The organism is Mycobacterium sp. D16Q13 (assembly GCF_002013375.1).
GTDB lineage: Bacteria > Actinomycetota > Actinomycetes > Mycobacteriales > Mycobacteriaceae > Mycobacterium.
The window spans coordinates 1-19,083 of sequence record NZ_MAEW01000018.1 but is presented as its reverse complement, the minus strand read 5'-3'; the positions used below and the strand labels follow the sequence as shown (position 1 = coordinate 19,083).

General features: G+C 63.9%; 21 protein-coding genes and 1 pseudogene. 14 read left to right on the top strand and 8 right to left on the bottom strand.

Annotation, left to right across the window (positions count from 1 at the left end; genetic code table 11):
• Nucleotides 1-5 precede the first annotated feature (5 nt).
• A complete protein-coding gene (locus tag B4400_RS18860) occupies nucleotides 6-206 on the bottom strand; it encodes a three-helix bundle dimerization domain-containing protein (RefSeq protein WP_078312106.1) in 201 nt (66 codons plus the stop codon).
• 200 nt (nucleotides 207-406) lie between these two features.
• Between B4400_RS18860 and B4400_RS18855 the strand changes: the two genes are divergently transcribed.
• From B4400_RS18855 to B4400_RS18850, 3 genes are all read left to right on the top strand, one after another.
• Complete coding sequence (locus B4400_RS18855) at nucleotides 407-1,819, top strand: phytoene desaturase family protein (protein ID WP_078312105.1); 1,413 nt, start codon at nucleotides 407-409, stop codon at nucleotides 1,817-1,819.
• A gap of 172 nt (nucleotides 1,820-1,991) precedes the next feature.
• The gene (locus B4400_RS24450) at nucleotides 1,992-2,147 is read left to right on the top strand and encodes a DUF6131 family protein (protein ID WP_134066707.1); all 156 of its coding nucleotides are present in this window, start codon (nucleotides 1,992-1,994) and stop codon (nucleotides 2,145-2,147) included.
• Between the two features lie 30 nt (nucleotides 2,148-2,177).
• Entirely contained in the window at nucleotides 2,178-2,378 is a 201-nt protein-coding gene (locus B4400_RS18850) for a hypothetical protein (protein WP_078312104.1), read from the top strand.
• 17 nt (nucleotides 2,379-2,395) lie between these two features.
• On the opposite strand, the gene B4400_RS18845 is transcribed toward B4400_RS18850, so the two are convergent.
• Complete coding sequence (locus B4400_RS18845; RefSeq protein WP_078312103.1) at nucleotides 2,396-3,154, bottom strand: MerR family transcriptional regulator; 759 nt, start codon at nucleotides 3,152-3,154, stop codon at nucleotides 2,396-2,398.
• Nucleotides 3,155-3,435: 281 nt separating this feature from the next.
• On the opposite strand from B4400_RS18845, the gene B4400_RS18840 reads away from it, so the two are divergent.
• The 3 genes from B4400_RS18840 to B4400_RS18830 are packed head-to-tail and all read left to right on the top strand — an operon-like array spanning nucleotide 3,436 to nucleotide 7,267.
• Nucleotides 3,436-4,689 carry a calcium:cation antiporter family protein gene (locus B4400_RS18840; RefSeq protein WP_078312231.1) on the top strand — a complete coding sequence of 418 codons (1,254 nt, stop codon included), beginning with the start codon at nucleotides 3,436-3,438 and terminating at the stop codon, nucleotides 4,687-4,689.
• 47 nt (nucleotides 4,690-4,736) lie between these two features.
• Entirely contained in the window at nucleotides 4,737-6,614 is a 1,878-nt protein-coding gene (locus tag B4400_RS18835; RefSeq protein WP_078312102.1) for a S9 family peptidase, read from the top strand.
• Complete coding sequence (locus tag B4400_RS18830) at nucleotides 6,611-7,267, top strand: DUF3159 domain-containing protein (protein WP_078312101.1); 657 nt, start codon at nucleotides 6,611-6,613, stop codon at nucleotides 7,265-7,267. Before B4400_RS18835 ends, B4400_RS18830 begins: the two co-directional genes overlap by 4 nt.
• On the opposite strand, the gene B4400_RS18825 is transcribed toward B4400_RS18830, so the two are convergent.
• From B4400_RS18825 to B4400_RS18815, 3 genes are all read right to left on the bottom strand, one after another.
• On the bottom strand, nucleotides 7,188-7,883 hold the full coding sequence (locus B4400_RS18825; RefSeq protein ID WP_078312100.1) for a restriction endonuclease: 696 nt from the start codon (nucleotides 7,881-7,883) through the stop codon (nucleotides 7,188-7,190). The genes B4400_RS18830 and B4400_RS18825 overlap by 80 nt on opposite strands.
• A 66-nt stretch (nucleotides 7,884-7,949) precedes the next feature.
• Nucleotides 7,950-8,714: an endonuclease VIII Nei2 gene (gene nei2 / locus B4400_RS18820; protein ID WP_078312099.1), complete on the bottom strand. Its 765-nt coding sequence runs from the start codon at nucleotides 8,712-8,714 to the stop codon at nucleotides 7,950-7,952.
• Nucleotides 8,715-8,795: 81 nt separating this feature from the next.
• Nucleotides 8,796-9,803 carry a bile acid:sodium symporter family protein gene (locus tag B4400_RS18815; protein ID WP_078312098.1) on the bottom strand — a complete coding sequence of 336 codons (1,008 nt, stop codon included), beginning with the start codon at nucleotides 9,801-9,803 and terminating at the stop codon, nucleotides 8,796-8,798.
• Nucleotides 9,804-9,875: 72 nt separating this feature from the next.
• On the opposite strand from B4400_RS18815, the gene B4400_RS18810 reads away from it, so the two are divergent.
• On the top strand, nucleotides 9,876-10,730 hold the full coding sequence (locus tag B4400_RS18810) for a LysR family transcriptional regulator (RefSeq protein WP_078312097.1): 855 nt from the start codon (nucleotides 9,876-9,878) through the stop codon (nucleotides 10,728-10,730).
• 19 nt (nucleotides 10,731-10,749) lie between these two features.
• Here B4400_RS18810 and B4400_RS18805 read toward each other — a convergent pair whose 3' ends face one another.
• Nucleotides 10,750-11,115, bottom strand: a complete 366-nt coding sequence (locus tag B4400_RS18805) for a DoxX family protein (protein WP_078312096.1) — start codon at nucleotides 11,113-11,115, stop codon at nucleotides 10,750-10,752.
• On the bottom strand, nucleotides 11,115-11,411 hold the full coding sequence (locus B4400_RS18800) for a hypothetical protein (protein ID WP_078312095.1): 297 nt from the start codon (nucleotides 11,409-11,411) through the stop codon (nucleotides 11,115-11,117). Before B4400_RS18800 ends, B4400_RS18805 begins: the two co-directional genes overlap by 1 nt.
• A 75-nt stretch (nucleotides 11,412-11,486) precedes the next feature.
• Between B4400_RS18800 and B4400_RS18795 the strand changes: the two genes are divergently transcribed.
• The 5 genes from B4400_RS18795 (at nucleotide 11,487) to B4400_RS18775 (ending at nucleotide 16,438) form a co-directional block, all read left to right on the top strand.
• Entirely contained in the window at nucleotides 11,487-12,362 is an 876-nt protein-coding gene (locus B4400_RS18795; RefSeq protein ID WP_078312094.1) for a sigma-70 family RNA polymerase sigma factor, read from the top strand.
• Between the two features lie 68 nt (nucleotides 12,363-12,430).
• Complete coding sequence (locus B4400_RS18790) at nucleotides 12,431-14,374, top strand: potassium transporter Kup (RefSeq protein ID WP_078312093.1); 1,944 nt, start codon at nucleotides 12,431-12,433, stop codon at nucleotides 14,372-14,374.
• Nucleotides 14,375-14,426: 52 nt separating this feature from the next.
• Nucleotides 14,427-14,918: a Dps family protein gene (locus B4400_RS18785; protein ID WP_078312092.1), complete on the top strand. Its 492-nt coding sequence runs from the start codon at nucleotides 14,427-14,429 to the stop codon at nucleotides 14,916-14,918.
• Nucleotides 14,919-14,940: 22 nt separating this feature from the next.
• On the top strand, nucleotides 14,941-15,591 hold the full coding sequence (locus B4400_RS18780) for a DsbA family protein (RefSeq protein WP_078312091.1): 651 nt from the start codon (nucleotides 14,941-14,943) through the stop codon (nucleotides 15,589-15,591).
• A gap of 34 nt (nucleotides 15,592-15,625) precedes the next feature.
• Nucleotides 15,626-16,438, top strand: coding sequence for an HpcH/HpaI aldolase/citrate lyase family protein (locus tag B4400_RS18775; RefSeq protein WP_078312230.1), 813 nt, complete (start codon nucleotides 15,626-15,628; stop codon nucleotides 16,436-16,438).
• Here the strand turns inward: B4400_RS18775 and B4400_RS18770 are convergent.
• Nucleotides 16,428-17,678 carry a M20 family metallopeptidase gene (locus B4400_RS18770; protein WP_078312090.1) on the bottom strand — a complete coding sequence of 417 codons (1,251 nt, stop codon included), beginning with the start codon at nucleotides 17,676-17,678 and terminating at the stop codon, nucleotides 16,428-16,430. The two genes, B4400_RS18775 and B4400_RS18770, sit on opposite strands and share 11 nt — an antisense overlap.
• A gap of 74 nt (nucleotides 17,679-17,752) precedes the next feature.
• Between B4400_RS18770 and B4400_RS18765 the strand changes: the two genes are divergently transcribed.
• Nucleotides 17,753-18,913, top strand: coding sequence for an NAD(P)/FAD-dependent oxidoreductase (locus B4400_RS18765; protein WP_078312089.1), 1,161 nt, complete (start codon nucleotides 17,753-17,755; stop codon nucleotides 18,911-18,913).
• Nucleotides 18,914-18,969: 56 nt separating this feature from the next.
• A pseudogene (locus B4400_RS24445) lies at nucleotides 18,970-19,083 on the top strand (1,3-beta-glucanase); the annotation flags it as partial.

Genomic DNA, 19,083 nt, shown 5'->3' with positions numbered 1-19,083 from the left:
ATGGGCTACACGCTGAGCAGGGCCAGTTCCTCGCGCGCGCGCCGCTCGACCAACAGCGGAACATAGTCACGCAGTGGGCTGTCGTCGAAGCGGGAGTGTTCGGCACGTACCACCGCCTCCACGATCTCGCGACTCAGGTTTGGATGTCGACCATGCAGCTGTTCCACAAGGTCACCGATTCCTGCCCGCTCACCGAGTACCGCCACAGGGACAAAATTTGCACTACGTTTACAGTTTCGTCAACTGCCCCTACCGATGCCTGAGACGGCCAGCCAAGCATGCGGTGGCCGAGTTTGTAGACTCTGGTGAGGGAGCCGACGGAGGTGGATGTCACGGTGCAGGTCGACTGTAATTCATTGATTACCTGTGTATTTCGTGGCGTACGCGCCCGTGGCGCGACGATCCGATGAGCGTCGCGACGGTCGTCGGCAGCGGCCCCAATGGACTTGCCGCAGCAATTACCCTCGCCCGTGCAGGGATCTCTGTCACTGTGTTGGAGGCCACTGATGCACCCGGGGGCGGTTGCCGTTCCTCGGAGATGCTCGAGCCAGGACTCATCCATGACCACTGCGCGGCCACCCACCCGATGGCCATCGGTTCTTCCTTCTTGACCAGTCTGGATCTGGCTCGTCACGGTGTGCGCTGGCTTTTGCCCGAGATCGACTGCGTGCATCCGCTCGACGACGGCTCCGCGGGCGTCCTGTACCGGTCGGTGGATGACACGGCCACGTTGATGGGGCGTGATGGCAACCGTTGGCGTGCGCTGTTCGGTTATCCCTCGCGGCATTTCGAGACCCTCGTGGAGGACATCACGGCGCCGCTGTTGCGTGTGCCCCACCACCCGGTGCAGATGGCGCGATTCGGACTGCCGGCGGCGCTGCCCGCTTCCATCATCGCGCGTCTGCTCCGCACCGAGTCGGCGCGCGCCCTGTACGGCGGGGTCGCCGCACATGCCTTCCGGCCATTGCACTATCCGATGACAGCCGCGGTCGGCCTCGGAATCATGACCGCCGGACACCGATACGGCTGGCCAGTTGTCTCCGGCGGCACCGGTTCTCTCGTCCGGGCCATGACCGCAACCCTGACCGAGCTGGGTGGCCGGGTGTGCACAGGGGTTCGCATCGACGACGCCGCGCAGCTTCCGGACGCCGATCTGACGCTATTCGATCTTGAACCGGGCTCTGTCGCAAAGATTCTCGGTCATCGACTGCCCGCGAGTGTCACCCGTGCGTTCACCAGGTTCCGGCACGGGCCTGGCGCCTTCAAGGTCGACTTCGCCGTCGACGGCGAGGTTCCGTGGACCACACCCGCTGCCCACCGCGCAGGCACCGTCCACCTCGGCGGCACCTACGCCGAGGTCGCCTCCACCGAGCGGCAGATCCATGCGGGCGTCATGCCGGAGCACCCCTTCGTCCTTGTCGGTCAGCAGTATCTTGCCGATCCGCAGCGCTCGGCCGGTGCTATCCACCCGCTTTGGACGTACGCGCACGTACCTTCCGGTTACGGCGGAGACGCCACCGAGGCGATCATCCGCCAGATAGAACGGTTCGCACCCGGTTTCCGCGAGCGCATTGTCGGCACTGCGGTGCGCTCGACGACGGAGATGTCGGTGTATAACGCCAACTACGTGGGCGGGGACATCATGACGGGCGCCAAGGACATCCGACAGCTGGTGTTCGGGCCCCGAGTCGGACTGAACCCCTACAGCCTCGGCACCCCGGGGCTGTTCATCTGTTCCGCGGCAACACCGCCAGGCCCTGGCGCGCACGGCATGTGCGGTGTGCACGCCGCACATGCCGCACTCAAGCAGTTGCCATAACGGCATCACTAATTCCGTTGTCGAACAACAGGATTAACAGAAGTTCTAGACCCGCGAAGCGCACGGCGAGCGATTCTTCAATATCCCCCGCGAAAGGCGCTAGCGGCGTATGGTTGACATCGTAAACAAATCATCAGCCTGAGAACCCAGCACTGAACGAGGTGGGGACCACATGATCATCCTCGGAGCCATCCTGTTGGCCGCCGGTTTCATCCTCAACATCGGGTGGCTATGGACAGGCGGGGTCGTACTCATCGTCATCGGCCTGATCCTGATGGTCGCGGGCCGCATGGGACACGCCGTCGGTGGCCGCCGCCACTACTACTGACTTGCTGGCTGAAAGAACAGGGAGAACGCCATGCGCTACGCCGGAATACTGTTGACGGTGTGGCTGATCGTGGGGGCGATCGCCGTCGCACAACGCGGATACTTCACCGACAGCCCGCAAACTTGTGCCAGCGCGGGCACAATCGCATTGACCGTGCTTGCCGGCCCCCTCAACTACGCGGGACTCAATCCAACGGTCAGCCAATGCGATATCCCACAACCCAGCCGCTGATTTTGGGGCCGAACCGCTTAATCCGGCGCTGATCTGATCGCGGCACCCACACGAATCAGCACGTCGAGCTGTGCCGGATTGAACAGATCCAACAGCGCCTGAGCCACAGTGCGCTCGGCGAACTGTTGACCGCGTGGAGCGTCCGCGGTCGAGTTGAGCATTCCCGGATGATCCGCGTACAACTTCCGGGTGTGGAGGGCCATCCGCGCGGCGAGATCGACACGCGTCTGCTCGTCAGCGTCGGCCGCCAGATTTTCCAGCTCGTGATCGAGGTCTCGGTCTTGCTGATCCAGGAACATCCCGATGAACGCCTGCAGCCCCACCGGACCGAGCACCCTGGACATGACGAACGCGAGTGACCGGTCGGTATCGGAGAGTTCCATATTGACTGCTGCGGAGCCGAATTCGGGCGGCATATCCGCCGCCACCTCGCTGGCCAATATCTGTCCGAGCTCGTCGCGCACCCGCTGCAGGCGCTCGATAGTGCCAACCAGCTCCGCATCGAGCGCGCGCAGTGCCTCGCGCGGGTCCTCGTTGGCTTCATCCATCTCGGCGATCTGCTTCAGGGAAAGCCCCAGCCCCGTGAGGCGCCTGATCTGCAGGACCCGGACCAGATGCGCGACGCCATAGCTCTTATAGCCGTTGGAGCGGCGTTCGGGCTCAGTGAGCAAGCCGATGTCGTGGTAGTGGCGTACTGAACGCAGGCTAGTGCCGGCGAGCTCGGCAAGCTCCCGTGTGCTCCAGCCCACCGTCACTCCTTCTGCATCCACGGACATAACCGCCACTCGACACTATGCCGCTACGGCATGGTCAACACGCGAAACCCTCCCCTCATCAGCAACGACCCGACACCGCGCGCCATCCGGTTTGCCACACATTGACATTAGGGTTACCGAAAACTTCGTCAAGGGGCCTACTAGCTGGTAATTTTCGAGTTTCACTAGCATCACGCAGGGATATCAATCTGTTGCTGAGCGTGCCTGACGGTGCTAACTTGTGTCTGCGACCCGATCAGCAGGGCTCAGCCATGTCCCTGCCCGACCCGAGAGAGGATCCCGTGCAGACCACCGCTAGTACGCCCGCAGTGCTCGGCGGGTTGCGTCGCCAGCTCCTTCGGTCGGTGTTCATCACGGCGCTGTTCATGGCCCCGGCACTCGTCACACGGATCGGCGGGTTGCACCCCAATCCCGTAGCGGCTCTCGTCATCTATGGCGCCGCGGTAGTGGCCGCCAGTTTTGTCTTGGCGTGGGCGGCAGAGGCCGCGCAGATTGACGTCTCCGGTGGCCTGGCGATCGCGGTGCTGGCCTTGATCGCGGTGCTGCCCGAGTATGCCGTCGATCTCTACTACGCCTACATCTCCGGCCAGGTCCCCGAGTACAGCCAATACGCCGCCGCAAACATGACCGGCTCAAACAGGCTGTTGATGGGTCTGGGCTGGCCCGTCGTTGTTCTCATCGCACTCGCGGTGGCCCGCAAGACATCCGGACGCTCCACCAACCTGCTGTCATTGGCGCCCTCTAACCGCATCGAGCTTGGCTTCCTGCTCGTGGCCGGGGTGGTGGCGTTTGTCATTCCGGCGAGCGGGCAGATTCACCTCGTGCTGGGCGTTGCGCTGCTGGCGTGGTTCGGGTTCTATCTGTTTACGATCAGCCGCGGCGAAGCCGAGGAACCGGATCTGGTAGGCACAGCCGCGGCCATTGGCATGCTGCCCAAGCACATGCGACGCAGCACCGTCGTCACGATGTTCATACTCGCCGCATCGATCATCCTGTTATGCGCCGAGCCCTTCGCCAACAGCCTGGTAAGCGCCGGAACACAATTGGGTATCGACCAGTTCCTCCTGGTGCAGTGGCTCGCACCGCTGGCATCGGAAGCACCCGAGTTCATCATCGCCGCGATTTTCGCCGCCCGCGGCAAGGGAACCGCGGCCATCGCGACGTTGATCTCGTCAAAGGTCAACCAGTGGACCCTCCTGATCGGTTCACTGCCGATCGCCCATCTCGCGGGCGGCGGCGGGTACTCCCTGGTACTCGATGCCCGTCAGGTCGAAGAAACCCTGCTCACCGCAACGCAAACCATGATGGGCGTGGCCCTGATCCTCGCCCTGCGGTTCCACCGCGGTACCGCGTGGGCGCTGCTGGCACTGTTCGTGATCCAGTTCCCCATCACCTCAACCCACGGCCGGCTCATCCTGTGCGGTGTATACGGCGTCTTGGCGATCGCCGGTTTGATCGTCAACCGCCAGCACCTCATCGCGACAATTCGGGCACCGTTCAGCAGGTCAGCCACACGACAGTTGACTGTGCCGTAGCGGCATAGTTTCTCCTGGTGTTACTTCGATATACCGAGAGGAACACAATGGCGCTGCCCAAGCTCATCACCGTCGAGGAGTTCTTCGATCCGCCGGTTCGCACGTCCGCGTCGATCTCGCCAGACGGAACCAAGATCGCGTACCTGGCGCCGCGGAAGAATCGTCTCAACGTATGGGTACAGGCCGTCGATGGCAACGGCCCCGCCGACGCGCAGTGCGTCACCCGCGACGAAACCCGAAGCGTCACGGGATTTCTCTGGGTCGACGACCCGCGCTGGCTGCTATATGTGCAGGACTCCGGCGGTGACGAGAACTGGCATCTGTATCGGGTCGACTTGGACGATACCGACGCACCGGCCACCGATCTGACTCCGTTTCCCGGCGTGCGACTGCTGGGCCTGGAGCAACCACCCGGCCGCCCCGGAAAGTTGTTCGTCCAGCTGAACCACCGTCGAATCGACCATATCGACCTCTACGAGCTCGATATCGCATCTGGTGAGCTGACCATGCTCGCCGAGAACCCCGGCGACGTCATGGCCTGGTTCTGCGGCCCTCATCACGAGGTCTTCACGCAATCGCTGACACCTGCAGGAGATATCGAGTTCTCCCGCTACGAGTCCGGGGCGCTGGAGCCTCTCGTCGTATACAACGGCGCGGACTACCCGGTGGGTATGCACCCGACCCAGATGACGCCGGACGGTACCGGGTTGTGGATGGGCTCCAGCCGTGACACCGATCGCACGCGCCTGGTCCGGCTCGACTTGGCCACCGGTGAGGAGTCGGTCGTCGACAGCCATCCGGCGTTCGACCTTTCCGCTGCCCTGGGCCTGGCGCCGTCGCTGATCCGGCATCGAAAGACCGGCGAGCTGCTGGCTGTCCGGTATCTCGGCGAGCGGCAAGAAATCCGGGTCCTCGATCGGGATTTCGCTCCGGTGTTGGAAAAGCTCCAGGAACTCTCGGACGGAGACCTCGCGGAAATTTCGTCCGACGAGAGCGGCCAACGCTGGGTGGCCAGTTTTACGCATGACCGGGAGCCCGGAGTCACCTATTTCTACGACCACGAAAAGGGCGAAAGCCGACGGCTGTTCCGTCCGTACCCGCACCTGGATCCGGCGGACCTGGCGCCCATGACGCCCGTGACGATCGCCTCGCGCGATGGTTTGGATCTGCACTCCTACCTGACCCTGCCCGTTGGGGTGGAACCCGCGGGACTTCCCCTGGTGCTGGTGGTCCACGGTGGTCCGTGGCACCGTGACAGCTGGGGATTCGATCCGTCCGTGCAGTTCCTGGCCAACCGTGGATACGCGGTGCTGCAGGTCAACTTCCGCGGATCCACCGGCTATGGCAAGGCATTCACGAAGGCGGCTATCGGCGAGTTCGCGGGCAGGATGCACGACGATCTGATCGACGCCGTCGACTGGGCAGTCAAGCAGGGCTACGCGGATCCGGGCCGCGTCGCGATCTTCGGCGGCTCGTACGGCGGGTACTCCGCACTGGTTGGGGTCACCTTCACCCCCGATGTCTTCGCAGCCGCCATCGACTACGTGGGCATCTCGGATCTCGCGAACTTCATGCGGACCCTTCCGCCGTTCGTGCGGCCGAACCTGACCAACAACTGGTACCGGTACGTCGGCGATCCCGCCGTGCCGGAGCAGGAAGCCGATATGCTCGCCCGATCGCCCATCAGCCGGGTGGATCAGATCCGCACTCCGCTGTTAGTTGCACAGGGCGCCAATGATGTTCGCGTGGTCCAGGCCGAATCCGACAACATTGTGGCAGCTCTGCGTGCTCGTCGTGTCGAGGTTGAGTACATGGTCAAGGCCGATGAGGGACACGGGTTCCTGAACCCGGAGAACCAGATCGACCTGTTCCGCGCGACGGAACGATTCCTGGCCCGGCATCTGGGTGGACGGCAGGTACGGTGACCGAGGTTTCCGAGCTGGACGAGCGCAAGCCCACCCTGCTCGAACAGGCAGGTGGTCTGTCCGGTCTCGTCTACGCCGGTCTACCCAGTCTGACGTTTGCCTTGGGCAACAGTTCTTTTGGTTTAGCCGGAGCGATCTGGATATCCATCGCGACGGCAGCGGCGGTTGCCGCTTGGCGGTGGTTACGCAACCAGCCGCTGCAACCCGCGATCTCCGGGCTGTTCGGGGTTGCCATCTCAGCGGCCATCGCCTATCAGGTCGGTTCGGCCAAAGGCTTTTTTCTCATGGGCATTTGGACCAATCTCATCGCCGCAGCGGTCTTCCTGGCCTCGGCGCTGGTGGGCTGGCCACTTGCGGGAGTGATCTGGCACGGTGTCACCGGCACTGGGCAGCACTGGCGCGACGATAGGCCGTCGCGGTTCGGCTTCGCGGTGGCGACTCTGGCGCTAGCGACGGTGTTCGCGTCCAGATTCGTTGTGCAGGAATGGTTGTACGCCCAGGACTCAGTGGGCTGGCTGGCCTTCGCCCGTATCGCTATGGGCTATCCGCTCTTCGGTATGGCGCTGCTGGTGGTCATCTGGGCGGTGCGGCGTTCGAAAAGGCGGGTACCTCGCCCTGATTCAGCCAGCGCGGAAGGCGATCGCGGCCGATGAGTTCACACTTGCTGGTCGCGGCCAGCGTCTGAGCCTGCCTGGTGAAATCCTGGTTGCTGACCACCATGGCGCGCGTGCAGTCGTAGTGCCGCGCACCCGCGACGACCTCTTGAACGGCCCTGACACCCACGGTCTTTGAATAACGCTTGCACTGGACGGCGACGACATCGCGCCGATTCGTGGCTATCAGGTCAACGCCGTAATCGCTGGACGCGGAGGTGGTCTCGATATGCCATCCGGCGCCATACATGCGGGCCGCGACGAACGTCTCGAAATCAAGGCCAGACATCTCGTCGATCTCGGAAAGCCCCGACAGCGTCGTGTACCGGCGCAGCTTGGCCTCATATCGGCGCCGGGTGATCGCATCGCCCAGCCCTCGCAGAGCCCATCCCGCACCCCGCAAGATCAGATACACGGCATAGGGCGATGCCAGATACGCCACCTGCGCCAGCGCGGCGAGCGCTGGGTCTCCCGTGTTCCGGTACACCAGGACGCCGGGCCACACAATCAGCGCAATGACCGGACCAGCCAACACCACGATGATCAGCGCGACCAATGCGCGCGACAGGCGGCGTCTTGCCTTAATCGCCTTACGCCTCCACCGCCGCAGCATCATTGGATGAACTTTAAGCCAGCCCTCCGACAGCTGGGCGCTGCGGACGCCCGCGTACACGGTGGCCCGTCACTGCTGGCAACTAGGGCACCAATACGCCACGCGCGGCAGGGCCCGGTCACGTGAGATCCGGGTTCCGCAACGGCGGCACGGCTTTCCATACCGACCGTAAACCCACAGCTCACGGCCGGGCCGCGGGTCACCGGTTGTTGTCCTGCGGTGGTTGTCCTTGTTCGCAGACAACATCGCATGGGCACGCTCGACGAGACGCGCGGGATCAGCGAGGCCTCTCACCGGCGTTGTGGGCAGCAACCCGGCCAGAAAACACAGTTCGTTGCAATACACGTTGCCAATGCCCGCCATGACCCTCTGGTCGAGAAGCGTCGCACCCAGCTCATCATCTGCTCGCGCTATCAATCGCTCCAACGCGACGGCCGAATCCCAATCTGCGCCAAGAAGATCCGGGCCTAGATGGCCCACGATGTCGTTTTCTCGTTCCCGTTTGACCACATCCACAACCCCCAAGCTGATCCCGAGGGCCACCGAGTCGGCTGTCGTCAGTACCGCTCTGATTCGATGGTCCCACGTAGATACGGACCCCTGAACGGGCACGATCCGCCAGCTGCCATCCATTTTCAGGTGCGAGTGAATGCTGGCCCAACCAACGCGAATGAAGAGATGTTTTCCGCGTGCAACCACGCCGTCAACGCGTTCCCCACTCAAATCGACGGTTGCGAAGCGTGGAACACGGATATCGCAGCCAGTGAGCACCCGGCCGGTCAGTGCATCGGCCAGGCGCCGCGCCGTTCGGAAAACCGTGTCGCCTTCTGGCATTCCACCGCCCTCCTCGCGCTAGCCATCACAGGCTATCCAATACCGGACCGAGGCGATAGCGTGCCTGCCGATACGCAAAGATCAGGCAGCAGAGACGGTCTCACCCTCCACGGCCGCCGCATCGGAACTCTCGGACCGCCCCCACCGCCCGGCCAGTGCCGCGCAGGTGATCAATTGGATCTGGTGGAAGATCATCAGCGGTAGCACAATCAGGCCCACAGGGTGTCCCGCGAACAGCACAGTGGCCATCGGCAATCCGGTCGCCAAACTCTTCTTGGATCCACAGAAGATAACGACGATTCGGTCTGCCCGGTCAAACCTCAACAACCGTGCCGCCCCTGCCGTGACACCCAGCACCACCGCCAGCAGCACGATGCTGACAGCGACGACTGCCAACAGCCGAGAGATCTGCAGACCCTGCCAGACGTGCTCGACCATCCCGGCGCTGAACGCCGCATAGACCACTAAGTAGACCGAGCCGCGGTCAACAACTTTGGTGAGCGTGGCGTGGGACAGAATCCGATACAGCTTGGGCCGCAACAACTGGCCGGCGACAAAGGGCAGCAGCAGCTGCACCACGATCTCCAGGATCGCGGTGGGCGAGACAGTCGCCTCCCCGGTGGTCTGCATGAGCAGCATCACCAGGACGGGAGTCATGAAGACGCCCAACATATTCGACAGCGAGGCGCTCACCACCGCAGCACCGACGTTGCCGCGTGCGATGGACGTGAAGGCTATCGAAGACTGCACCGTCGATGGCAGCAGGCACAGGTACAGCACGCCCGTGTAAAGGTCGCTGGTCAGCACCGACGGCACCAGCAGCCGCATCGCCAGCCCTAGTAACGGGAACAGCACATAGGTCGCGGCCAGCACCGTGGTGTGCAGTTTCCAGTGCTTCAGACCCTCGAGTGCCTCGCGCGGTTCCAGTCGAGTCCCGTAGAGGAAGAACAGCACCCCGATGGCGATCTTGGTCGCCCACTCGAGAACATCGGCCGCACCGCCGTGGGCCGGGAGTAGCAGCCCAATGCCCATGGCAGCGAACAGCCCCAGCAAGAAGCCGTCAATGCGAAGTTTGGCCAGCCAAGTCACACAGGCCACCGTACGAGTACAGGCACTGATTGCGAAAGTTGATAGAAGTGATATCTCTGAACGAGTATCGTGATGGCGATGCTGGATCCCGAGCTGCTTCGCACTTTTCTGACGGTTGAACGTGCGGGCGGGTTCACCTCGGCGGGCCGCATTCTCGGGCTACGCCAATCCACGGTGAGTGGACATATCGCGCGGCTGGAACAGTCCACCGGCCGAGAGCTGTTCCGCCGCGATACCCGCAATCTGGCATTGACCGCGGACGGCGCCGCGATGGTCGGATTCGCGCGCTCGATCCTCGACGCCCACACCCAGGCCGACCGCTACTTCGCGAGTTCGGAACTGACCGGACTCATCCGGCTCGGCGCCTCCGACGACCTAGTGGCCCGCGAGCTGCCCGATGTGCTTGTCGAGTTCCAGGACTCGCATCCGGGGGTGGACCTGGAACTCGTCGTCGGACTGAGTGAATACCTCAAGACGCGCATGACCGCGGGCGAGCTGGACCTGATGGTGGCCAAGCGCCTGCCGGGAGAGAAGCACGGCGAGTTGCTGTGGCGCGACAGGCTGGTGTGGGCAGGGCGGCCCAACACCCAGGACGTGCGTGACCCGGTACCCGTCGTCACCTATCCCCCGCCCAGCCTGACTCGGCACGCCGCGTTGCGAGCACTCGAGCGAGAAGGCCGGACCTGGCGCATCGCATGCGTCAGCGACAGTCAACTGGGCCTGCGGGCAGCAGCCCTCGCGGGTATGGGTGTCATCGCACACGCGGAATCCCTTTTGCCTGAAGGTCTTACCCGAGTCAGCGATGACAGCCTGCCCGACCTTGGCGAGCTGGAGTTCGTGCTGCTACGGCGGCGCAGCGTGCTGTCCGAACCCGAGCAGGCACTCTGCGACGCGATCATCGCCAGTACGCACCGCCTGCACCGGTGAACTCCAGCCCCTCGTGACCCTAACCAGTCGGTAGCGCGAAGTAGGCCACGGATCCCGCCGCAAGCGCCAGGAACACGGCCGGAAACGCGATGTTGTGCAGCACATTGCTGCGGATGTGCGCGGCCACCGCGCCGATGAAGAACGCCACCAACCCCATTGCCGCGGCAAGGCCGATCGGACGCACCCCGGCAAGACCGATGACCAGACCGACCACCCCCGCGCCCTCGACGACCGCGAGATACGGAATCCATCGCGGCGCCAATCCGACCTCTCCGGAGTTTTGCACCACGAACTGTGCCTTGACCGCCTTGGCCGCCACCTCGAGTCCATTGGCGATGACGCACAGAACCGTCGTGACCAACAGTCCAACCTCGAGTATTGCCATCAGCCCTCATACCTTCCCAGCACGGTGAAGGGGCGCGGTGCCACAGGTTCAGCGGTCCATCCCGCGAGCTTGGCGCGGAAGTCGAGCGCATCCGGGATACCCAGGAGCGGGTTATCCCGACCGTCGACGAGCTGTAGTAGGAACACGAAGTCGGGACCGTCGCCGACCCTGCCCGCCGTGTACGTCATGCCCGCCGGGGCGGCCTCGCGCACCGCTGTGAACAGCGCCGCGATCGCGTCCTCCACCTCGTGCGCCCGTTCGGGATCTGTGCTGAATCGGACCATCTGTACGCTCATATATGTCTCCTATCTCGTCGGTTTCGTTGACCTCACCCTCTTGACGACCGACATGACGGAAAGGTGACTTCTCTCGTGGATCTCATCGAAAACTTCGCGGCAGCGCGGCCGCGGCTGCTGTCCGTGGCCCACCGAATCCTGGGCTCACACCACGACGCGGAGGACGCGGTGCAGGCCGCCTGGATCCGGGCGCAGTCCGCCGACCTGAATCAGGTGGGAAATCTCGGCGGGTGGCTTACCACCGTCACCGCCCGGCTCTGCCTCGATCAGCTCCGGGCGCGCGAACGCCGCGGCGAGATTTCACTGACTGCCGACCACATCCCCGGTACGAGCCTTGCCGCCGACGAGGATTTCCTACGGCGTGAGCAGGTTTCACGTGCGATTGTCGTGGTGCTCGGCGAATTGTCCCCCAAGCAGCGTGTGGCCTACGTCCTGCACGACCTGTTCTCCGTGCCGTTCGAAGACGTCGCCGCAGTACTCGATACAACCGTCGTCTCCGCGAAGAAGCTCGCCAGTAGGGCGCGATCGCGGCTCCACGGCGCTGACCCCGCGAGAGTCAGCGACGTCGAGAACCAGCTGGAGATCGTCGATGCCTTCCTGTCGGCGGCCCGCGGCGGCGACATCGAGCTCCTGATCACCTTGATGGCCCCCGACGTGGTCCGTACCGTTGACCGCACACTCATCCCCAGTGGCACAGCGACACTCGTGCGGGGCGCCCGGGCGGTTGCCGAGGAGACGCGCACCTTCATCGACCGCATCGCCGTGGCGGCGTCGCTTCTTATCGACGGCAAGCCCGGTGCGGTTATCGCACCGGGCGGCCATCCCTTCGCCATCATCCGGATGGAAACCCACGGCGGTCTGGTAACCCGCATAGACATCGCCTCGCACGCGAGCAGTCGCGCCGAATTGTCCGCCGCCTATCGGAGGGCCAGCGGCCCTGGATCGAGCTAATATCTGGCTGCCACATCACCAGCCACACCGGACGGCACGGTGGGCGAGGCAGAAACGAGAACCGCACCGTGCAGCACGACTCTGCGACCGCGTCATCACACAACCCCGCCACTGCGTCGAACACCGTGCGCCTTGCGGTCGTCGTCGGCGCGCTCGGGGTGGTGTTCGGCGATATCGGCACGAGCCCGATCTACACCATTCAGACGGTCTTCAATCCGGCTGACCCACACCCCGTGCCGGTAAGCACGAACAACGTGTACGGCATCGTGTCGTTGATCTTCTGGTCGGTGATGGCGATCGTGACGTTCACCTACGTCACGCTGGTGATGCGCGCGGACAATGACGGCGAGGGCGGCATCATGGCGCTCATCACGCTGCTAACACGCTGGGGCGGCAAACAAGGGCGCCGCGGGGCCCTGGTGCTGGCCGGCGTCGGGCTCTTTGGCGCCGCCCTGTTTTTCGGCGACAGCATGATCACCCCTGCTATCTCCGTGCTCTCGGCAGTCGAGGGCGTGAAGGTCATTCAGCCCGATCTGGAAGCGTGGATCGTCCCCATCACCGCGGTGATCATCGTCGCCTTGTTCGCCGTGCAACGCCACGGCACCGCCCTCATCGGACGGTTCTTCGGCCCGGTGATGATCCTCTGGTTCCTGGCGATCGGCGCCTGCGGAATCACCGGCATCGCCGCGCATCCGGAGATTCTCAGGGCGCTCTCACCCACCTACGCGATCGGTTTCATGGTCGGGCATTTTCACATCGCCTTCTTCGCACTCGCGGCCGTGGTGCTCTCGGTGACAGGTGCGGAGGCGCTGTACGCCGATATGGGGCACTTCGGACGCAAGGCCATCACCTACGGATGGCTCGGCCTGGCGCTGCCCGCGCTGACCCTGAGCTACTTCGGTCAGGGCGCCCTGATCCTGGGCGATCAATCCGCCATCAGTGCACCGTTCTTTTTGTTGACGCCCGAGTGGGCCCGTTTGCCCATCGTGCTGCTCGCCACCGCGGCCACGGTGATCGCCTCGCAGTCCGTGATCACCGGCGCGTATTCGGTGGCATCGCAAGCGGTTCAGCTCGGTTACCTGCCACGGTTGCGGATTACCCATACCTCGGAATCGACGATCGGCCAGATCTACGTGCCGTGGATCAATTGGGTGCTGATGGTCTCCGTGCTGACGCTGGTGTTCGCCTTCCAAACCTCGGCCGCGCTGGCCTACGCCTTCGGCATGGCGGTGACCGGCACCATCACGATCACGACCCTGCTGTTCTTCTATGTCGCCCGCATCCGCTGGAATACCCCGCTCTGGCTGCTGCTGCTCGGCGCGGGTGCATTGCTGACCATCGACCTGCTGTTCCTGGCGGCGAACATGACCAAGCTGGTCCATGGTGCGTGGCTGCCGCTCCTGATCGCGCTGACGGCGTTCACGGTGATGACGACATGGGAGCGCGGCCGCACCATCGTGACCCCCGCCCGCGAACAGGCCGAAGGCCCACTACGCGCGTTCGTCGACCAGCTCAACGAGCACACCACACACGTGGTGCGTGTTCCCGGCACCGCGGTGTTCCTCAACCGGAGCAAGGACACCACGCCACTCGCCATGCGCGCCAACGTCGAACACAACCATGTGCTGCATGAGCACGTCGTGATTCTGTCGATCGAGACATCGCCGGTTCCCCGTGTGGAAGACGCGGCGCGGACGACCATCGACAATCTCGGATACGCCGAAGATGGGATCATTCACGTCACGGCACGATTCGGCTATATGGAGACCCCGAACGTCCCCCACGCACTGGGGCTACTCGACCCCGCGCAGACCGAGGGACAAGCCATCCCGATCGACGAGGCCACGTACTTCCTCTCGAAACTGGAACTTGGGAGGGGCACAGCACCGACGATGGCCCGGTGGCGTAAGCAGCTGTTCCTCGCCACATCGCATATCACCGCAGACGCTGCCGAGTATTTCGGACTGCCCAGGGACCGCACAGTCATCATGGGCTCGCGCATCGACGTGTGAGGTTTCCCATCTAATCTGGAATAGATCCAGATTAGATGGGATTGTGTTAAGTATGAGTACTACAGCCCGCACCCCCGAATCCGACGTCACAAACTTCCAGGCATCACCGGAATTGGCCGGCCACCTGCAACAAGTCCTGGTCGACCTGATCGAGCTTCACCTGCAGGGCAAGCAGGCGCACTGGAACGTCGTGGGAAGTAACTTCCGCGACCTGCACCTCCAGCTCGACGAGCTCGTCGACTTCGCCCGCGAGTCCAGCGACACCGTCGCCGAGCGGATGCGTGCACTCGACGCATTGCCCGATGGCCGTTCGGACACGGTGGCGGCCAGCACGACGCTGCCGGAATTCCCGCCCTACGAACGCAGCACCGGTGATGTGGTCGATCTGATCACCACCCGCATCTACGCTGCGGTGAAGACGCTACGCGCAGTGCACGATTCGGTGGACGACGAAGACCCGACCACCGCCGACATCCTGCATCAGCTCATCGATGGGCTGGAGAAGCTGGCCTGGCTGATCAAGTCCGAGAATCGGAAGGTGTAGCCGCTTACGCGATGATGGACCGATGCATGCTGTGAAACGCTTCGCGACGATCATCGGTCTACTCATCGCGGTTCTGGTCTGGGGCCCCAACCCCGGACTGGCTCACGCGGCCGATGCCTCACCTGCCGGAGACATCCTCTCCCTGGGTGATCCGGCGGCTCCCGGGCAGATCGATCTGTACTTGGATCCGTTGTGCCCCTACAGCGGAAAGATGGTTCAAAGCCAGGGCGACGAGATCGGGCGGCGCCTGGAATCAGGCAAGCTGCACATCAACCTCAGGTTCGTGGACTTCCTCGACAAGTACTCGGCCAGCGGAACGTACGACAGCCGCGCGATCTATGCGGCGTTCGTCGTGGCCGACCAGTCACGGTCGAGTGATACGACCTGGCGCTTCATCCAGCGGTTCTACGCGAAAGATCAGCAGCCCGAGGAAGAAGGGGACACCGACCTCAGTAATGACCAGCTGGCAGAGCTTGCCAACCATGTCAACGCTCCCCAGGTCGCGCAGGACCTCATCAGGGTCGGCTTGCCTGTTCCCTTTGACGCCCGCGTCATCGCGGCGAACAACCTTCCGCTGCTGCGGGCCTTCCCCAAATCCGGGGTGCCTATGGTCGTGATCGACAACCAGCCCGTCGACGGCGAATCGGACTGGCTGCGTAGAACGCCGCAGTAGCGGCGTAGCTCTGCGAGATACTGGCACCGTGTCCGTGAACTCGAAGGTCTCGCGCTCGTGGCTTCTGGTGAGCCCCTCGCGCGAGCCTGACCTCAACGCCGCCGTCACGTCCACCAATGCCGACGAGGTGATCCTGGACCTGGAAGACGCCGTCGCACCCAATGAGAAGCAGCCGGCACGCGAACGCGTGATGGAATACCTCAACTCCGGCGGACAGGCTTGGGTACGCGTCAACGACGCATCAAGCGAGTTCTGGTCGGCCGACTGCCGGACTCTCGCCGATGCCCGCGGCCTGAAAGGCGTGGTACTCGCCAAGACCGAGGGCGGAAACCACATGTGGGACACCGCAAACCGCCTGGGTGGCGAAGCTCCGGTGATCGCGCTGATCGAAACCGCGCGCGGCATGTCCCGCGTACACGACATCGCGGCCGCACGCCCCTGCTTTCGCATCGCCTTTGGCGTCAACGACTACACGCTCGATATCGGCATCGAGCAAGACCCGTTAGCCTTGGCGTACAGCCGCTCTCAGCTCGTAGTGGCTTCGCGTGCCGCACATATCCCAGGGCCAATCGACGGGCCGACTCGTGACCCGGACCAGTTGGCCGAGGGGGTCGCGCTGACTCGCCAGATGGGTATGACGGGAAAGCTGGCACTCCACTCGGCGGATGCCGACACCATCAACAAGGGGCTGAGCCCTTCCGATGAGGACGTGTCATGGGCGCGAGACTTCGTCGAACAGTTCAACAGTCACGGCGGAAAGCCCAAGGACGGTAGCGATCTGCCTCGACTGAACCGCGCCCGAATCATCCTGGAGCGAGCACGGATGCTCGGCCTGATCACGTCCTAGCGGTAAGCCGTGACAGCGCCGCCACGGTGAGTGCCTCGATCCCGGTGCTGAGCGTGGGTTCCAGGACTGGCGCGAACTCCGGGGAATGGTTGGACGGGACCGGTTTTCCGGCCGCCGCGGCATCTTCAAAACGCTGCTGCGTGTACCCGCCCCAAAACCAGAATGCGGTGGGGACACCGGCGGTAGTCCCGAAGAATCCGACATCCTCACTGCCTGCCAGCGGATTCGGAGACTCGATCACCCGATCGGCACCGAAGTGCTCACGGAACACCGCGGCGATCGCCTGCATCGCGGCATCGTCGACGACGGTGACCGGGAAGGTGTGCATTGAGGTCACCGCCGGTTCCTTGTCGGCACCCGAGGCCGTCGACTCGGCCTGCGCGATCCGCGTGATGGAGGCCAACGTCTTTGTGCGGACGTCCTCGGTGAAGGTACGGACGTTGATGCCGAGTTCGGCGTCGTCGGGAATGATGTTGTCCTTCGCCCCGGCGTGCAGGTATCCGACAGTGACCACCGCGGGCTCGAACGGGGACAGCTCGCGCGACACGATGGTCTGCAGCCGCTGCACCACATTCGAGGCCATCACCACCGGATCGATTGTCGATTCCGGTTGCGAGCCATGCCCACCCCGGCCGAACAGCTGCATCTTGAGGGAATCCGAGGCCGCGAGCGCCGTGCCCGTCTTGTACGCGATCATCCCCGCCGGCAGCGGGCCGACGTGCTGACCGAGAACGACCTCGGGCCTGGGGAACCGATCGAGGATGCCGTCAGCGATCATCGCCTTCGCGCCGCCGCCCACTTCTTCGGCGGGCTGAAAGACCGCGACTACCGTTCCCGACCATTGCTTCTGGAGTTCGTTGAGCAGCCGAAGGGCGCCCACCAGCGCGGTGACGTGCATATCGTGCCCGCACGCATGCATGACCGGAACATCCCTGCCATCGGGGTTGGTGGCGCGCTCGGTGCTGGCATAAGGGAGGCCGGTCTGCTCCTGCACCGGGAGCCCGTCGAAGTCGGCTCGCAGCCACACCACCGGGCCGGTTCCGTTGCGAAGTACCGCAACAACGCCGGTACCACCGATACCCGCCGCCACCTCCAACCCGAGCGGCGCGATGATCTCCTGGATCTTTCCCGCCGTGCGGTGTTCCTGGAACGACAATTCCGGATGCTGATGCAGGTCTCGGTAGAAGTCGGCCAACTCCCCCACGTCCTCAGCCCAGTTGTCGGGCAGCGTGATCGCCATGTGGCCTCCCACTCTGTGTGCTTCAGCGACTCAGTTCGACAATACGGCGATCGTCACCACCTACCCTCGGATACGTGAGCCAATCCATCGACGCCGAACTTTCCGTCGACGCCATCGTCGTCGGCGGTGGGATGTCGGGCGCATCGATTGCCTACGAACTGGCTGAGCACCGAACCGTCGCATTACTGGAACGCGAATCGACCCTCGCGTTCCACACGACCGGACGGTCCGCCGCGACTTTCATCGAGAACTACGGGAATCCCGTCATCCGAATGTTGACGTCGGCCAGCCGCGATTTCTTCACCGATCCCCGTGAGGGTTTCGAGGCTCCACTCGCGACCTCCTTGCCGTTGTTGATCATCGCCGATGAAGCGCATGCGGACACACTTCGGGAAGGTCATCGGGAAGCCTCCCGGCAGGGTTGTCACACGGAGCTGGTGGACGGCGCGGTCGCCGAGCAGATCAACCCCTACCTGCGCCCGGGGCACATCCGATTGGCGACGGTCGACCGCACACCGATGGAGCTCGACGTCCATGGGCTGCATCAGGGATATGTGCGCGGATTCCGCCGGCGCGGCGGAATCATCGTCAAGTCGGCTCCCATCGTGAGCAGCAGCCGCCATCAGGGCAGGTGGGTCCTGCGGGATTCCTCCGGACGTGCCTTTGAGGCGGCGACCGTCGTGAACGCCGCCGGGGCGTGGTGCGATGAACTCGCGCGCACCATGGGTGCTCGTCCGGTGGGAATCCAGCCACTTCGACGCACCGCGTTCATGGTGTCCGCACCGCAGGCGAATCCCACCGGCTCGCTTCCCATGACCCTGGATGTCTCCGACAGCTTCTATTTCAAACCCGATGGCGCCCAATTCCTCTGCTCGCCCGCCGACGAGACACTTCAGTCACCCGGAGACCCACGACCGGACGAACTCGAGATGGCCCGGGCGATCGGGATGATCAATGAGGCGACCACTCTCGGCATTCGGAGTGTGAATTCGGCCTGGGCAGGACTGCGGTCCTTCACCTCCGACCGCAGTCCAGTCGTGGGCGAAGACCCGGATGTCGAGGGCTTCTTCTGGTACGCCGCCCAGGGCGGCTACGGCATCCAGATGGCCCCCGCCCTTGCTCGAGTGGGGGCGGCGCTCGCCACCGGCAATCCCCTCCCCGAGGAGCTAGCCGCGCGGGGTCTGGCCTCCTCGATGCTGGCACCTGATCGCGACTCACTGCGTGCCCGTCCCTAGCGGCCACGTCCACGCTCCCGGACCGCGCTCGGCGAATCCTGTTATCGTCGGCCACGATGGTGAACATGGATCGACGCCGCATGATGGCGTTCTCAGGGCTTGGCATGTTGGCAGCAGCGGTTTCCATGCCGGAGGCGTGGGCGCAGCCGTCACCACAGAAACCGCCCGCC